This is a genomic window from Oerskovia jenensis, assembly GCF_016907235.1.
In the GTDB taxonomy this organism is placed as follows: Bacteria; Actinomycetota; Actinomycetes; order Actinomycetales; family Cellulomonadaceae; genus Oerskovia; species Oerskovia jenensis.
Map to the genome: position 1 here is coordinate 2,620,585 of NZ_JAFBBO010000001.1, position 25,337 is coordinate 2,645,921.

Annotated in this window: 27 protein-coding genes; 16 read left to right on the forward strand and 11 right to left on the reverse strand. The window is 74.3% G+C overall.

Annotated elements, in window-relative coordinates:
* Positions 1-23: 23 nt before the first annotated feature.
* Positions 24-185 (forward strand): hypothetical protein, encoded by a 162-nt coding sequence (locus JOD49_RS11785; protein ID WP_205307355.1) that lies wholly within the window; start codon positions 24-26, stop codon positions 183-185.
* Here the strand turns inward: JOD49_RS11785 and JOD49_RS11790 are convergent.
* From JOD49_RS11790 to JOD49_RS11800, 3 genes are read right to left on the reverse strand one after another with little or no spacing between them, the layout of a single operon-like run.
* Positions 152-1,321, reverse strand: a complete 1,170-nt coding sequence (locus JOD49_RS11790; protein ID WP_205307356.1) for an NAD(P)/FAD-dependent oxidoreductase — start codon at positions 1,319-1,321, stop codon at positions 152-154. The genes JOD49_RS11785 and JOD49_RS11790 overlap by 34 nt on opposite strands.
* Positions 1,318-1,899, reverse strand: a complete 582-nt coding sequence (locus JOD49_RS11795; protein ID WP_205307357.1) for an isoprenylcysteine carboxyl methyltransferase family protein — start codon at positions 1,897-1,899, stop codon at positions 1,318-1,320. The genes JOD49_RS11790 and JOD49_RS11795 overlap by 4 nt, the downstream gene beginning before the upstream one ends.
* Positions 1,899-3,107: a type III polyketide synthase gene (locus JOD49_RS11800; protein ID WP_205307358.1), complete on the reverse strand. Its 1,209-nt coding sequence runs from the start codon at positions 3,105-3,107 to the stop codon at positions 1,899-1,901. Before JOD49_RS11800 ends, JOD49_RS11795 begins: the two co-directional genes overlap by 1 nt.
* Positions 3,108-3,182: 75 nt before the next feature.
* On the opposite strand from JOD49_RS11800, the gene JOD49_RS11805 reads away from it, so the two are divergent.
* The gene (locus tag JOD49_RS11805; RefSeq protein ID WP_205307359.1) at positions 3,183-4,043 is read left to right on the forward strand and encodes a UbiA family prenyltransferase; all 861 of its coding nucleotides are present in this window, start codon (positions 3,183-3,185) and stop codon (positions 4,041-4,043) included.
* A gap of 30 nt (positions 4,044-4,073) precedes the next feature.
* Here JOD49_RS11805 and JOD49_RS11810 read toward each other — a convergent pair whose 3' ends face one another.
* The 3 genes from JOD49_RS11810 to JOD49_RS11820 form a co-directional block, all read right to left on the reverse strand.
* The gene (locus JOD49_RS11810) at positions 4,074-5,045 is read right to left on the reverse strand and encodes an FUSC family protein (protein WP_205307360.1); all 972 of its coding nucleotides are present in this window, start codon (positions 5,043-5,045) and stop codon (positions 4,074-4,076) included.
* Between the two features lie 47 nt (positions 5,046-5,092).
* Positions 5,093-6,286 (reverse strand): RDD family protein, encoded by a 1,194-nt coding sequence (locus tag JOD49_RS11815; RefSeq protein WP_205307361.1) that lies wholly within the window; start codon positions 6,284-6,286, stop codon positions 5,093-5,095.
* Positions 6,287-6,475: 189 nt separating this feature from the next.
* Positions 6,476-6,958, reverse strand: coding sequence for a MarR family winged helix-turn-helix transcriptional regulator (locus JOD49_RS11820; protein ID WP_205307362.1), 483 nt, complete (start codon positions 6,956-6,958; stop codon positions 6,476-6,478).
* A gap of 160 nt (positions 6,959-7,118) precedes the next feature.
* Between JOD49_RS11820 and JOD49_RS11825 the strand changes: the two genes are divergently transcribed.
* Both JOD49_RS11825 and JOD49_RS11830 read left to right on the forward strand, forming a co-directional pair.
* A complete protein-coding gene (locus tag JOD49_RS11825; RefSeq protein ID WP_205307363.1) occupies positions 7,119-8,402 on the forward strand; it encodes an MFS transporter in 1,284 nt (427 codons plus the stop codon).
* Between the two features lie 26 nt (positions 8,403-8,428).
* Positions 8,429-9,268: an aldo/keto reductase gene (locus tag JOD49_RS11830; RefSeq protein ID WP_205307364.1), complete on the forward strand. Its 840-nt coding sequence runs from the start codon at positions 8,429-8,431 to the stop codon at positions 9,266-9,268.
* Positions 9,269-9,449: 181 nt separating this feature from the next.
* Here JOD49_RS11830 and JOD49_RS11835 read toward each other — a convergent pair whose 3' ends face one another.
* Entirely contained in the window at positions 9,450-9,824 is a 375-nt protein-coding gene (locus JOD49_RS11835; RefSeq protein WP_205307365.1) for a hypothetical protein, read from the reverse strand.
* Between the two features lie 154 nt (positions 9,825-9,978).
* Positions 9,979-11,337 carry an MFS transporter gene (locus JOD49_RS11840; protein WP_239525204.1) on the reverse strand — a complete coding sequence of 453 codons (1,359 nt, stop codon included), beginning with the start codon at positions 11,335-11,337 and terminating at the stop codon, positions 9,979-9,981.
* 66 nt (positions 11,338-11,403) lie between these two features.
* Between JOD49_RS11840 and JOD49_RS11845 the strand changes: the two genes are divergently transcribed.
* Positions 11,404-11,793, forward strand: a complete 390-nt coding sequence (locus JOD49_RS11845) for a MerR family transcriptional regulator (RefSeq protein ID WP_205307366.1) — start codon at positions 11,404-11,406, stop codon at positions 11,791-11,793.
* A gap of 55 nt (positions 11,794-11,848) precedes the next feature.
* On the opposite strand, the gene JOD49_RS11850 is transcribed toward JOD49_RS11845, so the two are convergent.
* Positions 11,849-13,243: an NAD(P)/FAD-dependent oxidoreductase gene (locus JOD49_RS11850; RefSeq protein WP_205307367.1), complete on the reverse strand. Its 1,395-nt coding sequence runs from the start codon at positions 13,241-13,243 to the stop codon at positions 11,849-11,851.
* A gap of 191 nt (positions 13,244-13,434) precedes the next feature.
* Here JOD49_RS11850 and JOD49_RS11855 point away from each other — a divergent pair, with 191 nt between their 5' ends.
* The 5 genes from JOD49_RS11855 to JOD49_RS11875 all read left to right on the forward strand — a co-directional run bounded on the left by JOD49_RS11855 (position 13,435) and on the right by JOD49_RS11875 (position 17,869).
* On the forward strand, positions 13,435-13,917 hold the full coding sequence (locus JOD49_RS11855) for an Lrp/AsnC family transcriptional regulator (protein WP_205307368.1): 483 nt from the start codon (positions 13,435-13,437) through the stop codon (positions 13,915-13,917).
* Positions 13,918-14,072: 155 nt separating this feature from the next.
* The gene (locus JOD49_RS11860; RefSeq protein WP_205307369.1) at positions 14,073-14,909 is read left to right on the forward strand and encodes a CPBP family intramembrane glutamic endopeptidase; all 837 of its coding nucleotides are present in this window, start codon (positions 14,073-14,075) and stop codon (positions 14,907-14,909) included.
* Between the two features lie 92 nt (positions 14,910-15,001).
* Positions 15,002-16,141 carry a sensor histidine kinase gene (locus JOD49_RS20170; protein WP_504739223.1) on the forward strand — a complete coding sequence of 380 codons (1,140 nt, stop codon included), beginning with the start codon at positions 15,002-15,004 and terminating at the stop codon, positions 16,139-16,141.
* Complete coding sequence (locus tag JOD49_RS11870; protein WP_307822512.1) at positions 16,138-16,803, forward strand: response regulator; 666 nt, start codon at positions 16,138-16,140, stop codon at positions 16,801-16,803. The genes JOD49_RS20170 and JOD49_RS11870 overlap by 4 nt, the downstream gene beginning before the upstream one ends.
* 115 nt (positions 16,804-16,918) lie before the next feature.
* Positions 16,919-17,869, forward strand: a complete 951-nt coding sequence (locus tag JOD49_RS11875; protein WP_205307371.1) for a hypothetical protein — start codon at positions 16,919-16,921, stop codon at positions 17,867-17,869.
* Positions 17,870-18,033: 164 nt separating this feature from the next.
* Here JOD49_RS11875 and JOD49_RS11880 read toward each other — a convergent pair whose 3' ends face one another.
* Entirely contained in the window at positions 18,034-19,035 is a 1,002-nt protein-coding gene (locus JOD49_RS11880) for an NAD-dependent epimerase/dehydratase family protein (RefSeq protein ID WP_205307372.1), read from the reverse strand.
* Positions 19,036-19,171: 136 nt separating this feature from the next.
* Between JOD49_RS11880 and JOD49_RS11885 the strand changes: the two genes are divergently transcribed.
* Entirely contained in the window at positions 19,172-20,359 is a 1,188-nt protein-coding gene (locus JOD49_RS11885) for an SLC13 family permease (protein WP_205307373.1), read from the forward strand.
* 120 nt (positions 20,360-20,479) lie between these two features.
* Here JOD49_RS11885 and JOD49_RS11890 read toward each other — a convergent pair whose 3' ends face one another.
* Complete coding sequence (locus tag JOD49_RS11890) at positions 20,480-21,196, reverse strand: hypothetical protein (protein WP_205307374.1); 717 nt, start codon at positions 21,194-21,196, stop codon at positions 20,480-20,482.
* Positions 21,197-21,423: 227 nt separating this feature from the next.
* On the opposite strand from JOD49_RS11890, the gene JOD49_RS11895 reads away from it, so the two are divergent.
* From JOD49_RS11895 to JOD49_RS11915, 5 genes are all read left to right on the forward strand, one after another.
* The gene (locus JOD49_RS11895) at positions 21,424-21,759 is read left to right on the forward strand and encodes a YnfA family protein (RefSeq protein WP_205307375.1); all 336 of its coding nucleotides are present in this window, start codon (positions 21,424-21,426) and stop codon (positions 21,757-21,759) included.
* A gap of 47 nt (positions 21,760-21,806) precedes the next feature.
* Positions 21,807-22,385 carry a GNAT family N-acetyltransferase gene (locus tag JOD49_RS20545; RefSeq protein WP_205307376.1) on the forward strand — a complete coding sequence of 193 codons (579 nt, stop codon included), beginning with the start codon at positions 21,807-21,809 and terminating at the stop codon, positions 22,383-22,385.
* Between the two features lie 177 nt (positions 22,386-22,562).
* Entirely contained in the window at positions 22,563-23,777 is a 1,215-nt protein-coding gene (locus JOD49_RS11905) for an LLM class flavin-dependent oxidoreductase (RefSeq protein WP_205307377.1), read from the forward strand.
* Positions 23,778-23,947: 170 nt separating this feature from the next.
* Positions 23,948-24,571 (forward strand): FMN reductase, encoded by a 624-nt coding sequence (locus tag JOD49_RS11910; protein WP_205307378.1) that lies wholly within the window; start codon positions 23,948-23,950, stop codon positions 24,569-24,571.
* A 255-nt stretch (positions 24,572-24,826) separates the two neighbouring features.
* Positions 24,827-25,333: a DoxX family membrane protein gene (locus JOD49_RS11915; protein ID WP_205307379.1), complete on the forward strand. Its 507-nt coding sequence runs from the start codon at positions 24,827-24,829 to the stop codon at positions 25,331-25,333.
* The last annotated feature ends 4 nt before the right edge of the window (positions 25,334-25,337 follow it).

Sequence of the window (25,337 nt, forward strand, 5' to 3'; positions counted from 1 at the left end):
ACGGGTGGGGAGAAGTTCCCTGGGTGCTCGTGCTCGTCCTGCTGCTGGCCGTCGCCTACGTCGCGTACCGGTTCGCTGCGGCCTGGACGGTCGGCGTGGTCGCGGTCGGGGTGTGGGGCGCAGAGCTCATGATCGCCCGTGAGGTCGTCCGTCAGCGCGCGAGCCGTTCCACGACCGTCCCGTAGAGCCACGGCACGTGCGCCGCGAGCGGCACGATCGCTCGGCGCGCGGGCGAGGTGGCCCACGCCACGAGCCCCGAGGTCAGCACGCGGTAGTCACGCGTCACGCGCGACCAGTCGCGCTCGTACGCGTCCGGGTCGTCCAGGTGCCCGACGGCGGCGCTCGCCTGCGCGAGCCCCACGCGCAGTCCTTCACCCGTGAGGGCGTCCACGTACCCCGACGCGTCCCCGACGAGGCGCACCCGGCCGGTGCTGCGCCGTCGGGACCGTTGACGCAGGGGGCCCGCGCCGCGGACCGGGCCCGACGGCTCGGCGTCCCGCAGGTGCTCGCGCAGCTCGGCGAAGCCCGCGAGGGCGTCGTCGAAGTGCGTCCCGGTGGGGCCGAGCATCGCGATCCCGACGACGTCTCGTGCCACGGGCGTCACGTACGCCTCGACGTGGTCGCCCCAGTGGACCTCGACGAGGTCCGTCCACGCGGGCACGCGGAAGTGGCGGCGCAGGCCGAAGCGGCGCCGGGGATCGGGTCCGGGGCGCACGGGCGGCGCGGTGCCGCCGAGCTCGGTGGGGATGCGTGCGGCGTGCGGCGCGGCCTCGTCGCCCGAGCCGGTCGCCCCGCCGGGGCCCTCGCCGCCGTGGCGGCTGCGCGCCAGGAGCGACTCGTGCGCGGGGGCGTCGGCGCCGACCTCCAGCCCGGCGAGGCGTCGCACGGTCGAGTGCAGCCCGTCGCACCCCAGGAGCCAGCGGGCGCTGATCCCGGCGGCGGTCACGGCGCCGGCGCTCTCCTCGACGCTCTCGACCCGGCCGCGCACGGTCGTGGCCCCGAGGGCGGCCGCGCGCTCGGCGAGCGCGGCGTGCAGCGTGGTCCGTCGCACGCCGCGGCCCTGCCCGGCCGTGAAGAGATGGTCGGCGTGCCGGTGCGCGTCGCGGTAGCTGATGCCCCGCAGGACGTGCCCGTCGGGATCGACGTCCAGGGCCTGGAGCGCGCGCAGCGCGCCGGGCATGAGCCCCTCGCCGCACGCCTTGTCCACAGGGCCTGTGCGCGGTTCGACCACGATGACGTCGTAGCCCGCGAGCCGCGCTTCGATCGCGGCGGCCAGCCCGACCGGTCCGCCGCCCACGACCAGGACGTCGGTGTCGGTCACGGCCGGCTGACCGGGCCCGGGGCCCGCGTCTGCGTGTGCGGCAGCGCGTCGAGCGCGCGCTCCTCGGCCGGGAGCCGGAACCGCAGCAGCAGCACGGCGTTGAGCACCGTGAAGACGAGCGCGGTCGTCCAGCACGAGTGGACGAGCGGCAGCGCGAAGCCCTCGACGACCACCGCGACGTAGTTGGGGTGCCGGAACCAGCGCTGCCCGGGGTGCTGCGCGATCCAGCGGTACGGCCCGCGGTCGACCCACGGCAGCCCGGGGACCACGATCACGCGCGTGTTCCACCGCGGCCCGAGCGAGGTGATGCACCACCAGCGCAGCGCCTGGCTCGCGACCACGAGCACGAACGCGGGCCACCCGACCCAGGGGATGAACGGCCGGTCCGCGACGTTGACCTCGACCACGCACGCGACGAGCAGGCCCGTGTGCAGGGCGACCATCGCGGGGAAGTGGCCGCGCCCCGACTCGACGCCACCGCGCGCGAACGACCACCTCGCGTTGCGCGCCGAGACGACGAGCTCGGCGAGCCGTTCGAGCGCGGTCGCCCCGACCACGACGTAGAAGAAGACGAGCATCAGCCCTCCGTGACGTCGGGGAGGCGGAGCAGGACGAGCTCGGCGCTCACGCCCGGGCCGAACGCCATGAGGACGCCGTGCCGGCCGTGGGTCGGGCGCGGCGTCGCGAGGCGCCGCGCGCCGGGCGACTCGCGTGCCGCGAGCGTCGCGGCGAGCACGTGCAGCACCGAGGACGACGACAGGTTCCCGACGGCGGCGAGCGACTCCCGGCTGAGCGTCAGGTCCCGCTCGTCGAGGCTCAGGGAGTCGCGCACGACGTCGAGGATGCGCGGCCCGCCCGCGTGCACGACCCACGTCCCGACGTCCTCGGTCGTGAGGTCGTGCTCGGCCAGCAGCGACTTCACGTCGCCCGCGAGGTGCGCCGCGATGACGTCGGGCAGGCCCGCCGACAGCACGATCCCGAACCCGCTGTCGCGGATCGTCCAGCCGAGGTGGTCGGCCGTCTCGGGGTACAGGCGGCTGCGCGTGTCGAGGACCTCGACGCCCTGCGGCACGGGTCGCGCCGGGACGCCTGCGGTGCCCACGGTCCGGGTGCCGAGCGCACCGGGGGCGCGCGCTCCGCCGTCGGGCGAGGAGTCCTCGGGCGCGAGGCACGCCGGATGCGCGTCGCCGACCATGACGACCGCGGCCGCGCCGTCGCCGAACAGGCCGGTCGAGACCAGGTTCGCCATCGAGTCGTCGCCGTGCTGGAGCGTCAACGAGCACAGCTCGACCGACACCAGCAGGGCCACGTCCTGCGGGTGACCCGTCAGGTAGTCGTGGACGCGCGCGATCCCCGCGGCCCCCGCGACGCAGCCGAGACCGAACGACGGCAGCCGCTTGACGTCGGTGCGCAACCCCAGCCGCGTCACGAGCTGCGCGTCGATCGAGGGCGCCGCGATCCCTGTCACGGACGTGAACAGCAGGAAGTCGACGTCGCCCGGGGCCAGCCCCGCGTCGTCGAGCGCCCGACGGCACGCCTCCTCCGCGAGACCCGTCCCGACGCGGATGAAGTGGTCGTTCGCGACCCCGAACGACCTGAGCCCCGCGTACTCGTCGAGGGGCAGGGCGGTGTGCCGGGTCCGCACGCCGCTCGCCTCGTGCAGCCGGCGCAGGACGGCGCGCTTGGCGGGCGACGGGGTCAGCAGGGGCCCGATCGTCTCCGTGATCTCGCTCTGAGGGTGTGCGACGCCCGGCAGAGCCGGTCCGACCGCGAGCAACCGCGACATTCCCGCATCGTGTCACGGCGACGCGCGGCCCGCGCGTTGCTAGCGTCGGGCGGGTGGAGGTCGGGTGATGACGAGGTGACGTCGGGGGCGGCGGCGACGTCGACGACCCTGCGCGGGCTCGCGCTCGCGAGCCACGCGGGGCCCACGGTCGTGGTCACGGCGCTCGCGGGCCTCTTCGCCGTGGGCGTCGGGTCCGGGCCGGGCACGACGGCGCTCGTCACCGCCGCGGTCCTCACCGGTCAGCTCTCGGTCGGCTGGTCCAACGACTGGCTCGACGCCCGCCGCGACGTCGCGGTGCAGCGCACCGACAAGCCCGTCGTCGCCGGGCTGGTCTCGACGCGGCAGGTGCACGCGGCCGCGCTCGTCGCAGCGGCCCTGTGCGTGGTCCTGTCGCTCGCGACCGGGCTCGTGGCCGGGCTGGTGCACCTCGTGGCCGTCGCGAGCGCGTGGACCTACAACGCGTGGCTCAAGTCGACGGCGTGGTCCTGGGCGCCCTACGCGGTGTCGTTCGGGCTGCTGCCGCTGTTCGTGGTGCTCGCGTCGCCCGGCGACCGCGTCGCCGCCCCCTGGGCCATGACCGCGACCGCCCTGCTCGGCGTCGGGGCGCACGTCGCGAACACCCTCCCGGACCTCGAGGACGACCGGGCGACCGGCATCCGGGGGCTGCCGCACCGGCTCGGGCGGACGCGCGCGAGCGTCCTGGCCCCCGCCGTGCTCGTGGCCGCGGTCGCGGTCGTGGTGCTCGGTCCGCCGGGGACGCCGAGCGTCGCGGCCTGGACGGGCGGGGTCGTCGCGGTGGCCCTCGCGGTGTCCGCAGGTGTCGTCGCCGTGCGGCGGACCACGAGCCGGCTGCCCTTCGCGCTCAGCATGGCCGTCGCGGCGGTGTGCGCGGTCCTGCTGGTGCTCGCGGGACCGGACGTCGCGGTGCCGGGGTGAGCGGCGCCGTCGGGCCTGCGGCCACGCCGGTCAGGCAGGGGCGCGCGGACGCGACGTGAGCACCCGGTGGCCCACCGCGAGGACCGCGACCGCCACGGCCGCGGCGGCGACCGTGAACAGGGCACGTTCGAGGTCGGCCGCGAGCAGGACGTCCTCACCACCCGACGTCTGCAGGATCACCGCCGGGGTCAGGAAGAGCGTGAAGACCCAGTACGGCTGCTTCAGGTAGGCCCACCCCGCGGCCCCCGTCAGGACGAGCGCCACGGCCGACAGCACGGTCGGTGAACCGCTCAGGAAGTGCGCCACGACCCCCGCGAGCACGGCGCCCGCGAGCGTGCCGCCGACCCGGGCCAGGGTCCGCGAGAGCGTCGCCGCGAAGTACGGCTGGACGACCACGAACAGCGTGAGCAGCAGCCACCAGGCGTTGGGGGAGTCGACCCAGCCCATCGCGACGTAGGTCGCGACGCCCGCGAGGACCGCGAGCGCCAGGCCGAAGTAGGTCGCGACCCGTTCGGGCACGGGCTTGGGCCCGGGCAGACGCATGCCCCTGGTCAGGAGCCCGCCGATCAGAGCCGTCCACAGACCGCCGAACGCGACCCAGCCGGCCATGGCCGCGAGGGCACCCACGGACGTCGAGGCCGCGACCGTCCCCGAGGGGAGCGCGACGAGCGGCCCGCCGATGAGCGCGAACGCCGTCTGCGGCCCGACGAACCCGCCGATCCCGTGCCAGCCCCGGACTGCCGAGAAGCCCACGCACGCCCCGAGGACCGTCATGAAGACCGCCCCCGCGAGCGGCAGGTCGCTCAGCGAGACACCCACCGCCATGCAGACGGCCGTGAGCGGTCCCGCGACGAGCGCGGCGCCCCGCCCCACGAGCAGACCCACGCCCGCAGGGAGCATCCCCAGGTAGACCAGGGTGCCGTCGTGCTTCCACGGCGAGAGCATGAGCGCGACCATGGGCGCGACGAGCAGCAGGACCAGGCCGATCTTCCGGGGGCTCATGCGTCTCACGCTAGGTCGGGCCGGAAGAATCGGCTCGGCGGGGCGGCTCAGGAGGGGAGGTCGGCGCCACAGCTCGGGGTCGCGACGCCGTCGACGCGCATCTGGGCGGACCAGGTCCACCCGGGTCCGCCGTCTCCGAGAGCGTCCGCGGGCAGGACGATCACGCCGGGGCTCGTGGGATCGGCGCCGAACCCGGCGTAGCGCGTGTCGAGCGGCGTCGAGTACTCCTGCCGGGTGCCGTCCGGGGCCGTGAGGACGGCCTCGAGCGAGACCGTGGAGCCCGCCGGGAGGTCGCCGTCCCAGACGAGCGTGATCTCCGCCGGGACCGCGCCGTCGGGCGGGTAGGGGTGGGTCACTCCCAGGCGGGTGATCGTGCCGGACGTCGTGCTGCTGAAGGACGCCTCGCTGAGCCGGGCCGGGTCGGGGCGGTCCTCGTGCTCCCACGTCGTGCAGGCCACCGACGACCCGAACCTCCCACCCGTGGTCGTGGTGGGGCCGTAGGCGTACGCCAGCCCGGCCACGCACAGGACGGTCGCCGCCGCGGTGACGACCGTCGACCCGCGTCGTCCCTGCCGGACGAACGGGGCGAGCACGGCGTGGGGCTCGGGTGCGACGGACCGCACGACGATCGTCGACAGCAGGCTGTCCGCGAACGTGCGGCGCTGCTCGTCCCACAGCGGGCGCAGGTACCCGATGAAGCACAGTGCATCGAGGAGGTGCGCGAGCCAGCGCAGGACCGTGGCGAGGAACCCGACCGGGCGGCCGGAGTCCCGCTGGACGACGACGATCCCCGCCGCCCGCTTGCCGGGCGTCGCGCCGGTGTACGCCTGGAGAAGAACCATCGCAAGGACCGCGCCGATCATCCACGCGCTCTCGGACCAGGTCACGTCCTCGAACGCGGTGCCCGTGCTGCCGGTGTTGTCCAGGCCGGGGAGCGCGCTCGGCGCGACCCCCGGGCCGACGACCACGAACATGAGCCCGGCCAGGATCGAGTTGTCGAGCAGGAACGCCCCGACGCGACGCAACCAGCTCGCGTACGGGCCGACGAGCGGGGCGTCGTCGAGGTCGTCGAGGTCCGGCGGGAAGGAGGTGGCACGGCCCGGGGGGAGGGCGGGCGCTGGGCGCGCGGCGGGCTCGGCGACGCCGTGGGCGGGGGCGGTGGCCGAGGCCCCCACCGTCGCGCGGGCAGGCTCGTGGTGGTCACCGTCGTGCGGTGCCGGCGTCGTCGCGGGGTCCCCCATGGGACGAGCGTCCCAGATGTGGGGCGGGTTGTCAGCCGACCCCCTCGCGGGGTGCTGGACGGACTCCGCAGGCGTGCGGTCCGGTTCGTCCGCGAGCGCTCGGGACGACCCGAGCTGCGCGCTCGGTGAGCGGTCCGCACTCGGTGACCGAGCCGCGCCCTCCCCCCGAGGGGCGCAGGGCGGTGGCTCTCAGGCGGTCGCGCTCACGGGGGCCGCGCTCGCCGACGGTTCGGCCGGCAGCTCGTGGAGCGCCGCGACGAGAGGCGCGAGCTCCTCGACCTGGCAGGCCTCGGTCAGCGCCCGCTCGAGGGCCGCGTCGTGCGTGGGCCGGGCCTGGCGCAGGAGCTGCTCGCCCTGCGGGGTGAGCTCGGTGTAGATGCCGCGGCGGTCGTCCTGGCACAGGATGCGCGTGAGCAGGCCGCGGTCCTCGAGGCGGTTCACGAGCCGGGTCGTGGCGCTGCTGCTCAGGGCTGCGGCGCGCGCGAGCTGCTGCATGCGCATGTGCCAGCCGTCCTGGCGCGAGAGCGCGTCGAGCACGGTGTACTCGACGACCGAGAGGCCGTGGTCGGCCTGGAGCGCGCGTTCGAGCGCGGTGTCGAGGATGCCGTGCAGCGCGGCGAGCGTGCGCCAGCCCTGCGAGCGGATCTCGACGGCGTCGTCCCCGATGCCCATGCGTGCCTCCTGTGCCTGTCGTGACGTCGCTCTCAACTATACCGCTTGTGTGAACTACCAGCGCGTGCAACTATTTAGGAGGCGCCTGCAACTACTGCACGCGCCGGTTGTTGCACACACGCTGTTGCGCGAGGTGCCAGACACAGACAAGGAGCAGCGCATGCCGCTGGGTCTTCTCGCCCTCGCCGTCGGGGGCTTCGGGATCGGGCTCACCGAGTTCGTCATCATGGGTCTCCTGCCGGAGATCGCACGAGAGTTCGGCGTGACCGAGGCCGTCGCCGGCTACCTCATCTCGGGCTACGCGCTCGCGGTCGCGGTCGGAGCGATCGGCCTCACGGCCGCCGTGATCCGCCTCGACCGCAAGACGGTCCTCGGCAGCCTCATGATCCTGTTCATCGCCGGGAACCTGCTCTCGGCCCTCGCCCCCACCTATGAGCTGTTGCTCGGCGGGCGCATCCTCGCGGCCCTGTGCCACGGCGCGTTCTTCGGGATCGGCGCGGTCGTCGCCGCGGACATGGTCGCCCCGGCCAAGCGGGCGGGCGCCATCGCGACGATGTTCGCGGGCCTCACGACCGCCAACGTCCTGGGCGTGCCGTTCGGCACGTTCCTCGGACAGCAGTACGGCTGGCGCTCGACGTTCTGGGCCATCACGGCCATCGGCGTCGTCGCGCTCGTCGGGATCCTGCTGCTCGTGCCGTCCACGCGCCGGGCGGCCGGCGCGCACGGCGTCGCGGCGGCCCCCGGCGACGCGGCCCGCTCGGCCACCGCCCACGGCGACCCCGCGCTCCCGGCCGGGGCTGCGCCGTCGGGCACGCCGTCCCTGCGGACCGAGCTCGCGGCCTTCCGCAACCCGCAGGTCTGGTGGTCGATCCTCGTCACCGTGCTCGGGTTCGGTGGCATGTTCGGCGCGTTCACCTACATCGCGTTCACGGTCACCGAGGTCGGCGGGTTCGCGACCACGAGCGTGCCGTGGCTGCTCGTGCTGTTCGGCGTCGGGCTGTTCGTGGGCAACTACCTGGGCGGCAAGGCCGCGGACCGGTACCTGACCACGAGCCTGCTCGTGCTCCTCGGCGCGCTGACCGTGGTCCTCGCGGTCTTCGCGCTCACCGCGACGAGCCAGGTCATGACCCTGGTCTCGCTGTTCCTCATGGGGGCCTTCGGGTTCGCGACCGTGCCCGGCCTCCAGATGCGCATCATGGGCCACGCGCAGGCCGCCCCGACCATGGCGTCGGGCGCCAACATCGCGGCGTTCAACGTGGGCAACGCGCTCGGCGCGTGGATCGGCGGCCTGGCCGTCGCGGCCGGGCTCGGCTTCACCTCGCCCCTGTGGGCGGGCGCGGCGCTGACGCTGCTCGCGGTCGTGGCCCTGGGAGTCGCGACGCTCCAGGAGCGTCGGACCCCCGTGGCGCCGGCTGCGGCGCCCGTGCCCGTCGCGGCCCACTGACCCACCCACCACCCGAAGGAGAAATCATGACCAGCACCACCACCGTCCCTGCGGTCGCTCTGCGCGGCGGGACGAGCATCCCGCAGCTCGGCTTCGGCGTCTTCAAGGTGCCCGACGGCGAGGCCGCCCAGGTCGTCTCGCTCGCCCTGGACGCGGGGTACCGAAGCATCGACACCGCCGCGGTCTACGGCAACGAGGCGGGGGTCGGCGCGGGCATCGCCGCGTCGGGCCTGCCCCGGGACGAGGTCTTCGTGACGAGCAAGCTGTGGATCGACGCGATGGCGCGCGAGGCCGTGCGACCCGCGTTCGAGCAGAGCCTCGAGCGGCTCGGGCTCGATCACCTCGACCTGTACCTGATCCACTGGCCCGTGCCCGGGGCGGGCCGGTTCGTCGAGGCGTGGGAGGAGCTCGTGGCGCTGCGCGAGGCGGGGCTCGTCCGAGAGGTCGGCGTCTCGAACTTCACGGCCGAGCACCTCGACGCGCTCGTCGCGGCCACGGACGTGACGCCCGCCGTGAACCAGGTCGAGCTGCACCCGGCGTTCTCGCAGCGGGCGCTGCGGGCGCACCACCGCGAGCTCGGGATCGTGACCGAGGCGTGGAGCCCGCTGGGCCAGGGGACCGTGCTGGGCGACCCGGTCCTGGGTGAGATCGCCGACGCGCACGGCGTGACGCCCGCGCAGGTCGTGCTCCGCTGGCACCTGCAGGCCGGGACCGTCGCGATCCCCAAGTCGGTCACGCCCGAGCGCATCGCGTCGAACCTCGACGTGCTGGGCTTCGAGCTCTCGGCCGAGCAGGTCGAGGCGATCGACGGGCTCGACCGCGCTGACGGGCGCATCGGGCCGGACCCGGACGCGTTCAACGGCTGAGCTGCAGCTCCTGCGCTGCGGCACCTGCACCTGCACCTGCACCTGCACCTGCACCTGCCGCCGAGAAGTGAGTAGATGCCCCTGATCCGTGGGGATCAGGGGCATCTACTCACTTCTCGGCGGGTCGGGCTGGCCAGGCTGGGCTCGGCGGGCCGGGCTCGGCGGGCCCGGGCTCGGCGGGTCAGGCGCAGAGGTCGATCGCTGCGGTCGCGCCCTCGCGCACCTCGAAGACCTCCTCGTGCCCCTGGTCGTCCGTGAAGGTCGCGCGGTCACCCTCGACGAGCAGCCACCCCGCCTGGGAGGGGTTGTCCCAGCCGCGTGGGGGATTGCCGCCGCCGATGTCGAGCGGACCGTCGACCCGCTGGTACCAGAGGCCCTCGTGCACGAGCTCGTCGATGCCGCAGTGGGTCGTGAGCTCGAAGGGGACAGCCCCCGGGTCGGGCTCGTACGCCGCTCCGGCGCAACCGCCGACGAGCAGCAGCCCGGCGAGCAGCGGCCCGGCGAGGGCGAGCGGCGAGCCTGTGCGGAGCGGACGTGCTGGTCGGCGGTGCGGCATGGGTCCCCCTGGGTGTCTCCGACGGCGTCACCCTGTCTGTGTCCCGACGCCCCTGGTGCTTGCACCGCGAGATCGGGGTCGTTGTCGCCCGACGAGGCGATCCAGCGACAACGAGCCCGATCTCGACGTTCGACGGCCAGGGCCGGGCGCGCCCCTACGTCCCATCGGGCCGCGCGTCACCCCGCGTCGCCGGGAACGCGTGCCGCCGCGCCCCCAGCACGATCCCCACGACCGGCACCGCGAGCGCGAGCGTCGCCCACGGCAGCGCGCCGGACCCGCCCGCACCCAGCACGACGCCGCCCACGATCCCGCCGAGCGCGAGCGCCCCGTTCCACGAGGTGACGAACGCGGACTGCGCGACGTCGGCCGCAGGACCCGCTGCTCGCGCGAGCGCCGTCTGGAACAGGGTCCCGCTGCCGCCGAACGCGAAGCCCAGCGCGGCGACCGCGGCGTAGACCGCGACGGGGGAGCCCGCCGCGACCGCGAGCGTCAGGCCCGCGAGCCCCAGGAGCGAGGCGGCGAGGACCGTCATGACGCGCAGGTGCGTGTCGATCAGCGCCCCGATCACGACGAGGCTCGCGAACGACGTCGCGCCGAGCACCGCGAGCAGCACCCCGGTCTGCGCGCCGAGCCCGACGTCGTCGAGGAACACCGCGACGTACGTCGAGAACACGTTGTAGGCGAGGACGGTCAGACCCGTCACGAGCACGACCGGCGCGACGCCGGGCAGCCGCAGCGCCCGCCCGATCGGCACCTGGGTCCCGCGCGGCTCGCCCGGGAAGTCCCGCACGCCCCAGCGCACCCATGCCGCCAGCCCGAGGCTGAGGATCGTCATGGCGCCGAACGCCCAGCGCCACCCGACGGTCGCGCCCAGCGCGGTCCCGGCCGGGACGCCGAGCGCCAGCGCGAGCGGCGCTCCGCCCATCGCGATCGCGAGCGCTCGCCCGGCCTGCTCCGGCGCGGCGAGGCGCCGTGCGTACCCGGCGAGGAGCGCCCAGGTCAGCCCGGCGACGAGCCCCGCCGCGAAGCGCGCGCCGAGCGTGAGGGCGTAGCTCGACGACACGGCCGTCACGGTGTTCGCGACCGCGAACCCGGCGATCGTCGTGAGCAGCAGGCGGCGCCGGGGCCAGCGTGCCGTCGCGCGGCTGAGGGGGATCGCGGCGACGATCGCCCCGATCGCGAAGACCGTGACGGTCTGCCCGGCGGCGCTCGCGGAGACCCCGAGGTCGGCGCTGAGCGCGGGCAGCACGCCCGCGGGCAGCACCTCGGTGAGGAGCGTGACGAACCCGGTCGCGGCCAGGGCGAGCAGGGGCAGGAGGGGAAAGCGCGGGCCCGACGGCGCAGCGTCCGCGGGTGCGCCGGTCCGGTGCGGGCGCGTGGTCGTCGGGGGCGCAGGTGGCGCTGTGGCCGTCGGGGGGCCCGCCGGCGCGGCGAACGCGGCGGGCGAGACGGGCGCTGTGGCCGTCGGGGGAGCGTCGGTCGACGGCTCGGTCGGAGCGGTGCAGGTGGTCATAGGGTTAGCATGAATGTCTGACATGGATGTGAAGGTCAAGCTCGACCCGTGAGAGAGGCGTAGCGCATGCGCATCGGCGAGCTGTCCCGCCGCACCGGCACGGCCACCCGGCTGCTCCGGTACTACGAGGAGCAGGGCCTCCTGACCCCGCAGCGCGAGGAGAACGGTTACCGCGAGTACGGCGAGCACCTCGTCGACCGCGTCCTCCAGATCCGGGGCCTGCTCGAGGTCGGTTTCCCGACGCGGATCATCGCCGAGCTCCTGCCGTGCCTCAACCAGCCCCGCGAGATCCACCTGCACAACGCCTACCCGGACAAGATCGCACTGCTCGAGACCGAGCTGGGACGGATGACCGAGCGCATCGACACCCTCACCAGGAACCGCGATGCGATCGCGAACTACCTCGAGGCCATCCGGGTCGACGCCGCGCCGGCAGACGTTCTCGCCGAGAAGTGAGCAGATGCCCCTGATCCGAGCGATTCAGGGGCATCTACTCACTTCTCGGCGGCCATCACCGCAGCGGATCGAAGCTCCTGATCTCGGGCGGCACCGTCCCGGTCATGATCTGCTCGGCGAGCAGCCTGCCCGTCGCGGGCCCGAGCACGATGCCCCACATCCCGTGCCCGCCCGCGACGTAGACGCCGGGAGCCCGGGTCGCGCCGACGAGCGGCAGCCCGTCGGGGGTCACCGGCCGGGAGCCGACCCACTCGTCGTGCCGGTCGTCGAGGTCGACTCCCTGGAACAGGTCGCGCACCGACGCGAGGATCGCGTCGATGCGCCGCGGCTGGAACGGCTCGTCGGGGCCCCGGAACTCCATGGTCCCCGCGATGCGGAACCGCCCCTGGTAGGGCGTGCACGCGACGCGGCGCGACGGGAGGTAGATCGGCTGCTCGACGGGCACGTCGGTCTTGACGGTGAACGAGTAGCCGCGCCCGGCCTGCACGAGCGTGCGCACCCCGAGCGGCTTCGCGAGCCCGGGGAGCCACGCGCCGGTCGCGAGGACCGCGACGTCGGCGACCACGGGGTCCTGCCCGTCGACGAGCACCTGCACGCCGCGCCCTTCCTGGGCGCGCAGGCCCGTGACGGTCGCGCCGGTCACGATGCGCCCGCCGCGCGCGCGGACCGCGTCGCCCAGCGCGCCGACGAACGGTCCGGGCTCGATGAACCGCTGGCCCTCCAGGGTGTACACGGCACGCACGTGGTCGGTGAGCTGCGCGGGCCGCCCGACGGGGTCGGTCTCGGGCGCCCGGTCGCGAGGGTCCGTCGAGGGTGAGGCGTGCCCGACGGCGTCGCGCACCCCGGGTGCCCGGCCCCCGCCCGGGTGCGGCGTACCGGAGGGGCGAGCGGCGCCGTCGGGCCGGTCGACGCGGCGCAGCGGGACCACCTGCCCCGCGGCCTCGACCTGGGCGATCTCGTGGAGGAACGGCGCGGCCTGCCTCTCGTCCTCGAAGCCGATGACGAACGGTCCGGGCGTGGAGCGGGCCGCGACGCCGTGCGCGGCGAGCTCGTCGAACGCGTCGAGCGCCAGCCGGTCGATCGGGGTGAGCGCGGCCATCGCGCGGTCCCAGGCGCGCTGGGTCGCGTGCGTCGCGAACCTCGCGAGGAAGGACCACAGGCGCGGGTCGAGCCGTGCCGGGACGTGCAGGGGTGCGGCCGGGTCGAGCAGCGCCTTGGGGGCGTAGGTCCAGAGCGTGGGGTCGGCCAGCGGCATGGCCATGCCGGGCGTGAGCCAGCCGGCGTTGCCCCACGACGAACCTGCGGCGACTCCCTCGCGGTCGAGGACCGTGACCTCGACGCCGAGCCGCTGCAGGTGCCAGGCGGTCGCGAGACCCACCATGCCTGCGCCGACGACGACCGCCGTGCGGGGGGCGGGGGAACCAGGGGTGGTGCGTGACGGGGTGGTCATCGGGGGCTCCTTTGCCCTGAGACGTTGTCGACCCGGCCTCGAGGATGCTGAGGCCGGGTCGTGGGAGACGGGTTGCGCCTCACCCCCCATGGTGGAGGGATCTTCGGTAGGGTTCAAGCAGGCTGGTCGGTTCTTCGTCAGAGAGGCGTCTGGCCGAACGATCTTCTCCAGGACGACGAGAGTGGGGGACCATGCCGAACGATCTTCGGGCCGGGTCGACGCAGGTCCAGGCGGCCGTGCTCGACGAGACCGACCGCCACATCCTCGCCGTCCTCGACGCCGACGCGCGGGCCACCAACAAGGCCGTCGCGGAAGCCGTCGGGATCGCGCCATCGACGTGCCACGCGCGCATCCGTTCGCTCCAGGAGCGCGGCGTCATCCAGGGCTTCCGCACCGAGATCGACCCGGCGGCCATGGGCCGGAGCCTCCAGGCACTCATCGCGGTGCGCCTGCACTCGCACGCCCGGTCGGGCCTCACGGCGTTCCGCGACTACCTCGCGGGGTTGCCCAACGTCGAGGGCATCTACTTCGTGACGGGGGACCGGGACTTCATGGTGCACGTCGCGGTGCGTGACTCGACCGTGCTGCGGGACCTCGTCGCGAGCACGCTGAGCGTCCGCCCGGAGGTCGCGGGCACGAGCACGACGCTGATCTTCGACTACCTACGGCCGTGACCTGCGGACCCCGGTTCGTGTCAGAACGAGCGTGACCCATGCACCACGCGGGTTCTGACACGACGCGCGCCGGGTTCCCGCCCGCGTGCGGGCCCGCCGGATAAGTTGGCAGAAGGGTCTAGCGCGTCGGTCGGGCCCACCACGAACGGAGCATCATGTCCCCACGTGCCGAGCTCTCGTCCCGGTGGCGCGTCGCCCCCTCGGTCCCTGTCGCGGCGGTCGTGTTCGTCGTGTACTGCGTGGTCGTCATCGGCCTCATGCGGATCTCGGGCATCGGGTACGAGGACTTCTTCGACACGGCCGCGTCCACGATGCGCGCGGTCGTCCTGCCGCTCGCGGCCGGGGCGGTCTGGCTCGTCGCCTTCCTCGCCTGGGCGCGCTGGGACCACGTGTTCCGTGACGCGCGCCGCCTGCCGATGGGCTGGTTCCTGTGGGCCCTGCCGGCCGTCGTCCTCCTCGTCGCGGTCCTGCACCTCGCGGGCCTCGACTGGTCGCTGTTCGAGCCCGAGCACCTGCTCGCGGTCCTCCTGGCGAGCCTGCTGGTCGGGTTCACCGAGGAGACCCTGTTCCGCGGCGTCGTCCTGCGCGCGATGCGGCAGGGCGACCGCTCCGAAGGCATGGCGATCCTCTGGACGACGCTGTGGTTCGGCGGCTTCCACCTCACCAACCTGCTGCTGAACGAGCCGGGCGCCGTCATCCAGATCTTCTTCGCGGCCCTCACGGGGACCGGGCTGTACCTGGCCCGTCGTGGGACCGGGACGATCCTCGCGGCCATGGCGCTCCACGCCCTGTGGGACTTCTCGTCCTTCCTGGCGGGAGTCCACATGTCCGACTCCGGCGCCACGCTCGCCGCGAACTTCTTCGTCCCGGTCGTCTACGTCCTGGCGGCCGTGACCCTTGTGGTGCTCGTCGTGCGGGAGCGCACCCGACCCGCGCGGGAGGCGATCACGCCGGTCTCCGTGGCGTCGCCGAGCCCGGGGGTGTCGTCCTGACCAGTGGTGGAGAGCTGCCGCCTCCCGGCGACGGGGCGCGGCGCGCTGCGGAGCGCGCGGGCACGACGGGGCAGGCCGGCCGCTCGGGCGAGATCGCGACGCTCGTCCTCGCCGCGGCCGTGGGGGCACTCTTCCTCGCCTTCGCCGTGGCGGAGTCGCCCGGCTCCCCGCCCCTGCGCTGGGTCGCGGACGCTGCTGCGGGCATCGCCGCAGTGGCGCTCCTGAGGATCCGTCGTTCCCGGCCGGTGCTGGTCGCGGTCCTGCTCGTCGTCGCCGCGGCGTTCTGCTCGTCGGTGCTGGGAGCGATGTTCGTCGCCGTGGCCTCGCTGGCCACGTGGCGCCGGTGGTGGCCCGTCGCGGGTGTCGGTGTGCTGTTCCTCGCGAGCAGCGCGCTCGACGACCTGACCGGCGACGCGACCGGACCGTGGTGGCAGCGGGGCGCCGTCGCGGCCGGGGTCTACGCCGCGTGCGTCGGGCTCGGCGCGTACCAGGGGAACCGGCGGGAGCTCGTCGAGGCGCTGAGCGAGCGGGCCCGTGCGGCAGAGCGGGAGCAAGCCGCACGCGTCGAGCAGGCGAAGGTCGCCGAGCGCACGCGCATCGCGCGCGAGATGCACGACGTCCTGGCGCACCGGATCTCGCTGGTCGCGATGAACGCGGGAGTGCTCGCGTTCCGGCCCGACCTCCCGGCAGACGACGTCGCAGAGGCGGCGGGCGTGGTCCGGGACAACGCGAACCTCGCGCTGGTCGAGCTCCGGCAGGTCCTGGGCGTGCTCCGGTCGTCCGACGCCGACCAGGGCACGATCGTCCCCGATCGTCCCCAGCCGACCCTCGCCGACGTGGACGACCTGGCTCGCGAAGCCGTCGACGCCGGCACACCGGTACGCGTCGAGGTCGTCGCCGCGACGAGGGAGCATCTGCCCGAGCTGCCGGGACAGCTGAGCAGGGACGGGTACCGGATCGTCCAGGAAGCACTCACCAACGCGCGCAAGCACGCGGCCGGCGCCCAGGTCGTCGTCCGGATCGACGGCGCCCCGGGCGGGCTGCTGACCGTCGAGGTGCGCAACGCCGCGGGCAGCACGAGCGCACCGCACCAGATCGAGGGAGGACGCATGGGACTCGTCGGCATCGCCGAACGAGCACGGTTGGCCGGGGGCCGGCTCGAGCACGGCCCGGACACGCACGGAGGCTACGTGCTGCGGACCGTTCTGCCCTGGCCCGGGGAGGACTCGTGACGTCGTCCGAGGACCCGGTCCGCGTCGTCCTGGTCGACGACGAACAGCTCGTCCGAGCCGGGTTGCGCATGATGCTCGGCGCAGACCCCGGCATCGACGTCGTGGGCGAGGCGGACGACGGGGTGCAGGCCCTGCGGCTCGTCGAGGAGACGTCCCCGCAGGTCGTCCTGATGGACATCCGGATGCCGCGCATGGACGGCCTGGAGGCGCTGCGGCGGCTGCGGACCACCCACCCGGACCTGGCCGTGATCATGCTGACCACGTTCGACACCGACGACATGGTCCTCACCGCGCTGCGCGACGGAGCCACGGGCTTCCTCCTGAAGAACACCGCACCGCCCGACCTGCTCGCGGCGGTCCGGGCCGTCTCGGCCGGCCGGCCGATCCTCTCGCCCTCGGTCACGGCCCAGCTCATCGCCGCGGTGGCGCACCGGACGGACCGGGGCACGGTCACGGACGCACGCGAGCGCCTGGCGACCCTCACGGAACGCGAGGCGGAGGTCGCCCAGGCGGTCGCGCGCGGGCTGTCCAACGCGGGCATCGCCGCCGAGCTCTTCATGAGCATCGGGACCGTCAAGTCCCACATCGGGCACCTGTTCGACAAGCTCGGCGTCGACAACCGGGTGCAGATCGCCCTGATGGTCCGCGACGCCGCCGACTGAGGTCGCGCCGCCGACTGAGGCGGCGAGGTCCCGAACCGGACATCGACCAAAGTCGGGCGTCCTGGTCGACGCCGGGTCGATCCGCCGCAGGGGGTGCGGGCGGGAGGCTGGAGGCATGTCCTCGACAGACGCCCACCGCCCCCGCACGTTCCGTACCGCCGCCGCCCGCACCGTGCAGGTGGGCGCTCTCGTGCTCGCCGTCACCGCCACGCTGCCACTGGCCGCGTCGACGGCCCACGCCGATCCGGCGCCGGGTGAGCCGACGTGCCAGGACGTCGGCGCCGACCAGCTCGGCCGCGGTGACGACGGACGGTTCCCGATCGGCGACACCGGCCTCGTGCTCGTCCTCCAGCGTTCCGTGGTGTCGGTCGAGGGCGACGGGCCGAACCTCCGCAGCCTCACCGTCGTCACGGCCGAGGGGCGAGCGCTGCCGGGCTGGGGGTCCGGGGCGGACCTGCACGGCGAGCTGAACGCACCGACCTACGACCACGTGCGGGTCTGCTGGGAGGCTCCGGCCACCGAGCACGTCGAGGTTCCCGAGACGACCCCGACGACGGTGCCGTGGACGGACGTGGAGGAGCCGTCCACGACCCCGTGGACGCAGGTCACCGAACGACCTGGGACCACCCCGACGGCGACCGTCCCCACGAAGCGGTCGACGGCGGCGACGGACACGAAGTGGTCGACGATCCTCGAGCCGACCGACGAGCCGAGCACTCCCGTGGACCGGAAGCGCTCGACGCCCACCACCACGCAGGAGCCGACGACGCCCCCGCAGGAGCCGACGACGCCCGCGGCGAACCTCGCTCAGCCCGAGGTCCCCGGGGACGTGACCGAGGCCGCCGACAGCACGCCGGCTCCGTCGGCGACCACGCAGCCGGCCGCTGCCGCGCAGGTCAGGACGGCCACCCCGTCCGAGGCGCCCGTCGAACGGCTCGTCCAGACCGGTGCCGAGACGATGCCGCTGGTCGTGGCGAGCACGTCCCTGGTGGTCCTCGGCGGTGTCCTCGTGCACCTCTCGCGCCCGTCGCGTCGCCCCGCCGCTCGTCGGCGCAGCGTCCGGTGAGGCGGTAGCACCGCCCCCAAGACTCGTGTCGGGGCGGGCGTGACGTCGAGGCCACGCCCGCTCCGGCACGACCGACCACCCCCACGGACCGGTCGTCGGACGTGCACCCGGGAAGCCCCGGCCACGTCCTGTCGACGGGTCCGTGCTCGTCCCGGCGCGGGGCGTCAGCCCGCGAGCGCCCGCGCCTCCTTGTCCGGGTCGAGCCCCACCCCGGGGCGGTCCGCACGCTGGGGAGCGCCGTCGTCGGGCAGGGTTCCCAGCCACGCCCACGTGTCCGCGACCGTCTCCTCGACAGGCCGGTTGCGCAGTCCCGCCGCGAGTGCGCGCGACACGTCGCCGCGGTGCAGGGTGTCGTGCAGCTCGCCCGGGGGGAGCCAGACGGGCAGCTCGGTCCAGGGTGCGATGCCCGCGGCCTCGATGGCCTCGGGCGATGTCCAGCGCAGCTCGGCGTCCGAGCCCGTCGCGGCCACGCACGCCTCGAGCAGCTCGGCCATGGTCGCGTGCCCGCTGGGGCTCACGACGTTGTACGGTCCACCGAGCCCCTGCTCGGTCGCGTCGAGCACGAACGCGGCGAGGTCGCGCGCGTCGACGTACTGCAGCGGCAGCGCGCCGGGACCGGGGGCGAGCACGGGCCCGCCGCGGGCGATCCGCTGCAACCACCAGGGCAGACGCCCCACGTTCTCCCGCGGCCCCAGGATCAGCCCCGCCCGGGCGAGGATCGCACGGTGCCCGAACGACTCCTCGACGGCCAGCTCGCCGCCGCGCTTGGCGCGTGCGTAGTCGACGTCGGCGCCGTCGTCGGGGGACGCCTCGACGAGGGGGGCGTCCTCGTCCGCCCCGGCCTCGGCCGGGTAGGTGTAGACCGACCGGCTCGACACGTACACGTACCGGCCCACGCGGTCGTCGAGCAGGCGGGTGGCGTCGCGGACCACGCTCGGGGCCCCCGACCACGTGTCGACCGCGACGTCCCACTCGCCGTCCGCGAGGGCGTCCAGGCCCCCGACGGCGGTGCGGTCACCGTGCCGGACCCGCACCCCGTGCGGCGCCTCGCGCGTGCCCCGGTGGAACGTCGTGACGTCCCAGCCGCGACCCAGCGCGTCGTCGACGACCGCGCGTCCCACGAACTCCGTCCCGCCCAGCACCAGCAACCGCGTCCCGTCCGTCATACCCTCGACTCTGCCCGCTGCGGGCGCGGCGCGAAAGCCCGCGACGCCCAGGGCGTACGAGCGCAGGGAGCGACGCCGACCTGGCGACGGGTCGGGCGGCGCGCTCCCGGGGGCGGGGACGAGCAGGGAGAGCAGCGTGGCAGGTCGACGGGTACGGGTGCCGCTGTGGGCGGCGGCGGTCGTCGTGGGCGTCCTCGTGGTCGCGGTCGGGTGGTTGCCGCTCGATCGTGCGGGAGAGCTCGCGGCGCGCGTCGGTCCCATCCTGCTGTTCCTCGTCGCGATCACCGTGGTCGCGGAGATGTGCGCGGCCGCCGGCCTGTTCGACGCCGCAGCCTCCTGGGCGTTGCGTCTCGCCCGGGGCGGCCGCCTGCGCCTGTGGGGGCTCGTGGTGCTCCTCGCGAGCGCGTGCACGGTCGTCCTGTCGCTCGACACCACGGCCGTCCTGGTCACGCCCGTGGTCCTGACGATCGCGCGTCGCACGGGGTCCAGGCCGCTGCCCTTCGCGCTCACAGTGCTCGCGCTCGCGAACACGGCCTCGCTGCTGCTGCCCGTCTCCAACCTGACGAACCTGCTCGCGGCCCACCGGCTCGCGGGGCTCCAGCCGGGCGTCCCGTACGCCGCGACCATGTGGCTGCCGGCGCTCGTGGTGGTCGCGGTGACGGTCGCCTACCTGTTCGCGGCTCACCACCGGGACCTGCGCGGGACGTTCGACGCGCTCCCGCTGGTCGCCGAGCGCGACCACGTGCTCCTGCCGCTCGCCGCACTGGTGACGGTCGCGCTCGGGGTGTGCTTCGCCGTCGGGCTGCCCGTGCCCGCCGTCGCGACGGCGGGGGCCGTGGTGCTGCTGGTGGTGACGCTCGTGCGGCGCCGCGACCTCGTGGCGCCCGTCGGGGAGCTCGTGCCGTGGCGGACCGTCCTGGTCCTCGCCGCGCTCTTCGTGACCGTCGAGGCGTGGCAGGTCCACGGGCTCGGGGACCTGCTCGCGCGGTTCGCGGGCACCGGGACCGGGACGGGCGACCTGCTCCAGGTCGCGGGGGTCGGCGCCCTCGCGGCCAACGTCGTGAACAACCTGCCGGCCTACCTCGCGCTCGAACCCGCCGCCGCGGCCGACCCCGCGCGCCTCGCGGCGCTGCTCGTCGGTGTGAACGCCGGTCCGCTGATCACGCCGTGGGCGTCGGTCGCGACCGTGCTGTGGTGGGTCCAGTGCTCGCGGCACTGGATGGGGTTCCGCGAGGTCGGCTGGTGGCCGCTCGTGCGCCAGGGACTCGTCCTCGCGCCCCTGGCCGTGGTCGCCGGGACGCTCGCGGTCGCGGCGGTCGCCTAGCCGAGCCCAGCCCTCCGGGACCCTCCGGGTGCCGAGAACGGGGTTGGGGCCGTCATCGAGGGAATGGCGACCTCAGCCCCGTTCTCGGGCGCACGGAACCCCGTTCTCGCGCGCTGCCGCTCAGGCCCGCACGCCGATCCACAGCCGCCCGTGCGGCACGAGGTCCACGACGGCGTGCTCGACGAACCCGACCGCCCGCATGCCCTCGACGCGCGCCGGGTCGACGACCGCGGTCAGCAGCGGGCCCTCCGCCGGGGGCACCGGGAGGCCGCCCGGGGTGCGCGGGGCGCTCGCGGGCGCGTCCACGAGGAGGCGCAACGTGTCGGCGCGGTCGGGGCCCTCGACGTCGGGGGCGACGGCCGCCGCGACCAGGATCAGTCGCGGGCGGACGGCGTCGAGCGCGTCGGCGATCACGGACTGCGCCACGTCCAGGGCCTGGCGGGTCGCGACGCGTACCGGTTCCTCGTCGTCGGGCTCGTCGAGCGGGTCGACGCCCACCTCGCGCACCAGGACCCCGCGCAGCTCGTCCTCGAAGGCCGGCACCTCGGGCGGGAGCCACACGGTCGTGGCGCGCAGCCCGTCGGAGTCCTCGGCGACCCAGATCTCGCCCTGCTCCAGGATCCCGTGGCTCAGGACCAGGCGGGTCGCGGAGGAGAGGTGCTCGGGGTCGACCGGGGCGTCGGGGGCGCCGTCGCCGTCGAGGTCGACCACGGGGTGGTCGGCAGTGAGCAGGCGCGCGACGCCGGGCACGTCGACGAAGCGCGCGCGCCGGACGGTCACGCCGGGCGTCGTCCCGTCGCCCCGGTGGGCGACCGGCTCGGTGTCGGGGTGGGGCATCGGGTCTCCGATCCTTCGGTGCTGCGGCTCGTGCCAGTCTTGCCTGCCGGCCTGTGAGGGGGCTGTGCGCGAGAGGATGGGCGCGGTGCCGGTCCCGGCACCTGCGCCCGTGCCCGCACCTACACCCCCGTCGGCACGCGCCGTGGCCGGGCCCGCGCGGGCCCAGGCGCCCGCACGCCGCACGCCGCACCCCGCACCCCGCACCCCGCACGACCGAGGAGACCACCATGACCGTCCTGCGATCGATGCTGCTCTTCGGCGCCGCCGCCCTCTTCGAGATCGGTGGCGCGTGGCTGGTCTGGCAGGGGATCCGCGAGCACAAGGGGTGGGTCTGGATCGGGGCGGGGGTCGTGGCGCTCGGGCTGTACGGCTTCTTCGCGACGCTCCAGCCCGACGCGAGCTTCGGCCGGATCCTGGCGGCGTACGGGGGAGTGTTCGTCGCGGGCTCGCTCGTGTGGGGCATGGCCGTCGACGGTTTCCGTCCGGACCGCTGGGACGTGCTCGGCGCGCTGCTGTGCCTCGTGGGCGTCGCCGTGATCATGTACGCGCCGCGTCCGCAGTGAGTGAGATGTCCTCGACGGCGCCGGCGCCGTTCGCCAGGATGTCGGCCATGCCTTCCCACCTCGCGCGCCCCTCGTCCATCAGTACCGACGGTTCCACCAGCACCGACGCGTCCACCAGCACCGACAGGCTCACCAGCACCGACGCGTCCACCAGCGCCATCGGTGGCGAGGTGGCCGCGCTCTCGGTCCGCGCGTTCGCGGCCGACGACTACTCGTGGCTGCAGGTCTGGTACGAGGACCCGGTGCTCGACGAGGAGCTCGGCCCGCTCGACGACGAGTGGCTCGCGTACGTCCTGGCCGACGAGACGGGCGAGGAGCTGGTCGTCCTCGCCGACGGTGTGCCCGTCGCGGTGGTCGGGATCGTGTGGGCGAACGGGGAGAACGCGGCGCACGCCGTCACCGACATCGCCGTCGACCCGGCACGCCGGGGGACGGGCCTGGGGCGCACGGCCCTCGACCAGGTCGTGGCTCACGTCGAGCGGGAGGCCCCCGACGGTTGGGTCGCGTTCGTCGACCGGGAGAACCTGGCCGCGTTCGCGTTCTTCTCGGCGCTGGGCTGGGAGCACGCGGCCGAGCCCGATCCCGAGGACGAGGACGGCATGCACACGTTCGCGCTGCGCCCGTAGCCGTCCCCCCTGGCCCGACGGCGGAGCGCACCCGGGCGTCCGGGGCGCGCTCCGCCGTCGGGCCGGGCGTGCGTGACCCACGCCACCCCGTGGCACGGGGAATAACCCCGGGACCCTCCCGGTTCTCCTCCAAGTACATGCAAATGCATCAACTTGAAGGACGAGGGAGCAACCCCCATGCAGTTCGGCATCTTCACCGTCGGCGACGTCACCACCGACCCCGTCACCGGTCGCACGCCCAACGACACCGAGCGCGTGCGGTCCATGCTCACCATCGCGAAGCACGCGGACGAGGCAGGCCTCGACGTGTTCGCCACGGGTGAGCACCACAACCCCCCGTTCGTCCCGTCGTCCCCGACGACGATGCTCGGCTACCTCGCCGGGCAGACGAAGAACATCATCCTGTCGACCTCCACGACGCTCATCACCACGAACGACCCGGTGAAGATCGCCGAGGACTACGCGATGCTCCAGGTCATCTCGGACGGCCGCATGGACCTCATGATGGGCCGCGGCAACACCGGTCCCGTCTACCCGTGGTTCGGCAAGGACATCCGCGAGGGCGTCAACCTCGCGATCGAGAACTACGCGCTGCTGCGCCGCCTCTGGGAGGAGGAGGTCGTGGACTGGCAGGGCAAGTACCGCACGCCGCTCCAGGGCTTCACGGCCACGCCGCGCCCGCTCGACGGCGTCGCGCCCTTCGTGTGGCACGGCTCGATCCGCACCCCGGAGATCGCCGAGCAGGCCGCCTACTACGGTGACGGCTTCTTCCACAACAACATCTTCTGGCCCATCAGCCACACCCAGCAGATGGTCCAGTACTACCGTCAGCGCTTCGAGCACTACGGCCACGGCCAGGCGGACCAGGCGATCGTCGGGCTCGGCGGCCAGGTCTTCATGCGCAAGAACTCCCAGGACGCGGTGCGCGAGTTCCGGCCCTACTTCGACAACGCGCCCGTCTACGGGCACGGCCCCTCGCTCGAGGACTTCAGCGCGCAGACCCCGTTGACCGTGGGCAGCCCGCAGGAGGTCATCGACCGCTACGGCGCCATGCGTGAGCACGTCGGCGACTACCAGCGCCAGCTCTTCCTCATGGACCACGCGGGCCTGCCGCTCAAGACGGTCCTCGAGCAGATCGACCTGCTGGCCGGCGAGGTCGTCCCCGTGCTCCGCAAGGAGATGGAGGCCAAGCGCCCCGCCCACGTCCCGAGCGACCCGCCGAGCCACGCCCAGCGCGTCGCCAAGGCCCGCGCCGAGGGCAAGATCGCGGAGCAGGTCGTCGCGGCCGCGGACCACTGGACGGGCAAGACCGCCGAGGACGACATCCTCGCCGCCGAGGCCGCCGAGGGCGCTGCGGGCACCACCCGCAAGGGCTCCGCGTTCGGTCTCTGACCGAGCGTCCGCCCGGGGTCACCCGGGCGGGCCGGGCCGCCCTTGTGGCCAGGGGCGGCCCGGCTCCTCAGCACCGTCGGGCCACGAGCAGCACCACGCACCACGCACCACCCGCCGCACGTCCCGTGCGGCACACTCGAAGAACCCTCACGAACCAGGAGCACCACCTCATGACCGCTCGCCAGATCGTCGCGATCTCCGCCGGCCTCGGCCAGCCGTCCTCGACCCGCCTCCTCGCCGACCGTCTCTCCGCCGCGACCGCGGCCGAGCTCGGCGACCTGGGCGTGGACGCCGAGGTCACGACCGTCGAGCTGCGCGACGTCGCCCACGCCATCACCGACGCGATGCTCACGGGCTTCGCGAGCGGCGACCTCGCCGAGGTGATCGAGAAGGTCACGGGCGCCGACGCGCTCGTCCTGGTCACGCCGTTGTTCACGACCACCTACTCGGGCCTCTTCAAGTCCTTCGTCGACATCCTCGACAAGGACTCGCTCCAGGGCATGCCCGTGCTGCTGGGCGCCACGGGCGGCACGTCCCGCCACTCGCTGGCCGTCGAGTACTCGATGCGCCCGCTGTTCACGTACCTGCACGCGGACGTCGCGACGACGTCGGTCTTCGCGGCCACGGACGACTGGGCCGCCGAGGGCGACAGCACGCACGACGCCGGCCCGCTCCCGGCCCGCATCCGCAAGGCGGCCAAGGAGCTCGCGGGCACGGTCGCGGCCCGCGACCCGCGCACCACGACGGGCATGTTCGACGGCGTGCCGTCCTTCGCGCAGATGTTCGGCAAGTAGGGGCTTCGCCCGAGGACCCACCGGCGCGCCGGGTGGTGGACCCGGTTGAGGGACCGGGGTGCGCGCCGGGGACCCGCAGCGGTGCGGGAGACGAAGGCCCCGACGGCTCGCCGTCGGGGCCTTCGTGCTGCCCGGGGCGGAAGGGTGGGTGAAACGGGGTGTGACCCGCATCACCCGTCGCCCGGGAGGGCTCCTTCTGGATGTGCGCCCGACGACGAGGCGCCGACAACCCACCACCTCCCGAAAGGCACGTCCATGTCCACCCTCTCCGTCAACGGTCCGGCGGTCTCCCGCCGAGGCTCCGTCTCGACCCACGTGAGCGACGCCGTCGACGCCCTCGCACGCTTCCTGACCCGCTGGTCCGTCCCCGCGCTGCGGGTCGCGCTCGGCCTGGTCTTCCTCGGGTTCGGGATCCTGAAGTTCTTCCCCGGAGCGAGCCCGGCCGAGGTCGTCGCCGAGCGCACGATCGACACCCTGACCCTGGGGCTCGTCCACGGCACGGTCGCCGTGGTCGCGACCGCGGTCGTCGAGTGCTTCATCGGGATCACGCTCGTCACCGGGTACTGGCTGCGGGCGGGGCTCGTGGTCCTGGCCGGTGCGTTCGTCGGGATCCTCGCGCCGACGGTGCTGTTCTTCGACGAGCTGTTCGCCTCGGGCATGACGCTGCTCGGGCAGTACGTCCTCAAGGACGTCGTGCTGGTCGCCGCGGCGACCGTCGTCGGGGCCTACGCGCTGGGCGCCCGGCTGCGCCGCACCGCCTGAGCGC

Coding starts and splice junctions, on each gene's coding strand:
- JOD49_RS11915 (WP_205307379.1), top strand. CDS start 24,827: ATGTCCACCCTCTCCGTCAACGGTCCGGCGGTCTCCCGCCGAGGCTCC.
- JOD49_RS11895 (WP_205307375.1), top strand. CDS start 21,424: ATGACCGTCCTGCGATCGATGCTGCTCTTCGGCGCCGCCGCCCTCTTC.
- JOD49_RS11835 (WP_205307365.1), bottom strand. CDS start 9,824: ATGCCGCACCGCCGACCAGCACGTCCGCTCCGCACAGGCTCGCCGCTC.
- JOD49_RS11830 (WP_205307364.1), top strand. CDS start 8,429: ATGACCAGCACCACCACCGTCCCTGCGGTCGCTCTGCGCGGCGGGACG.
- JOD49_RS11860 (WP_205307369.1), top strand. CDS start 14,073: ATGTCCCCACGTGCCGAGCTCTCGTCCCGGTGGCGCGTCGCCCCCTCG.
- JOD49_RS11800 (WP_205307358.1), bottom strand. CDS start 3,107: ATGTCGCGGTTGCTCGCGGTCGGACCGGCTCTGCCGGGCGTCGCACAC.
- JOD49_RS11795 (WP_205307357.1), bottom strand. CDS start 1,899: ATGCTCGTCTTCTTCTACGTCGTGGTCGGGGCGACCGCGCTCGAACGG.
- JOD49_RS11810 (WP_205307360.1), bottom strand. CDS start 5,045: ATGAGCCCCCGGAAGATCGGCCTGGTCCTGCTGCTCGTCGCGCCCATG.
- JOD49_RS11855 (WP_205307368.1), top strand. CDS start 13,435: ATGCCGAACGATCTTCGGGCCGGGTCGACGCAGGTCCAGGCGGCCGTG.
- JOD49_RS20545 (WP_205307376.1), top strand. CDS start 21,807: ATGCCTTCCCACCTCGCGCGCCCCTCGTCCATCAGTACCGACGGTTCC.
- JOD49_RS11840 (WP_239525204.1), bottom strand. CDS start 11,337: ATGACCACCTGCACCGCTCCGACCGAGCCGTCGACCGACGCTCCCCCG.
- JOD49_RS11890 (WP_205307374.1), bottom strand. CDS start 21,196: ATGCCCCACCCCGACACCGAGCCGGTCGCCCACCGGGGCGACGGGACG.
- JOD49_RS11880 (WP_205307372.1), bottom strand. CDS start 19,035: ATGACGGACGGGACGCGGTTGCTGGTGCTGGGCGGGACGGAGTTCGTG.
- JOD49_RS11910 (WP_205307378.1), top strand. CDS start 23,948: ATGACCGCTCGCCAGATCGTCGCGATCTCCGCCGGCCTCGGCCAGCCG.
- JOD49_RS11875 (WP_205307371.1), top strand. CDS start 16,919: ATGTCCTCGACAGACGCCCACCGCCCCCGCACGTTCCGTACCGCCGCC.
- JOD49_RS11905 (WP_205307377.1), top strand. CDS start 22,563: ATGCAGTTCGGCATCTTCACCGTCGGCGACGTCACCACCGACCCCGTC.
- JOD49_RS11820 (WP_205307362.1), bottom strand. CDS start 6,958: ATGGGCATCGGGGACGACGCCGTCGAGATCCGCTCGCAGGGCTGGCGC.
- JOD49_RS11825 (WP_205307363.1), top strand. CDS start 7,119: ATGCCGCTGGGTCTTCTCGCCCTCGCCGTCGGGGGCTTCGGGATCGGG.
- JOD49_RS11850 (WP_205307367.1), bottom strand. CDS start 13,243: ATGACCACCCCGTCACGCACCACCCCTGGTTCCCCCGCCCCCCGCACG.
- JOD49_RS11845 (WP_205307366.1), top strand. CDS start 11,404: ATGCGCATCGGCGAGCTGTCCCGCCGCACCGGCACGGCCACCCGGCTG.
- JOD49_RS11815 (WP_205307361.1), bottom strand. CDS start 6,286: ATGGGGGACCCCGCGACGACGCCGGCACCGCACGACGGTGACCACCAC.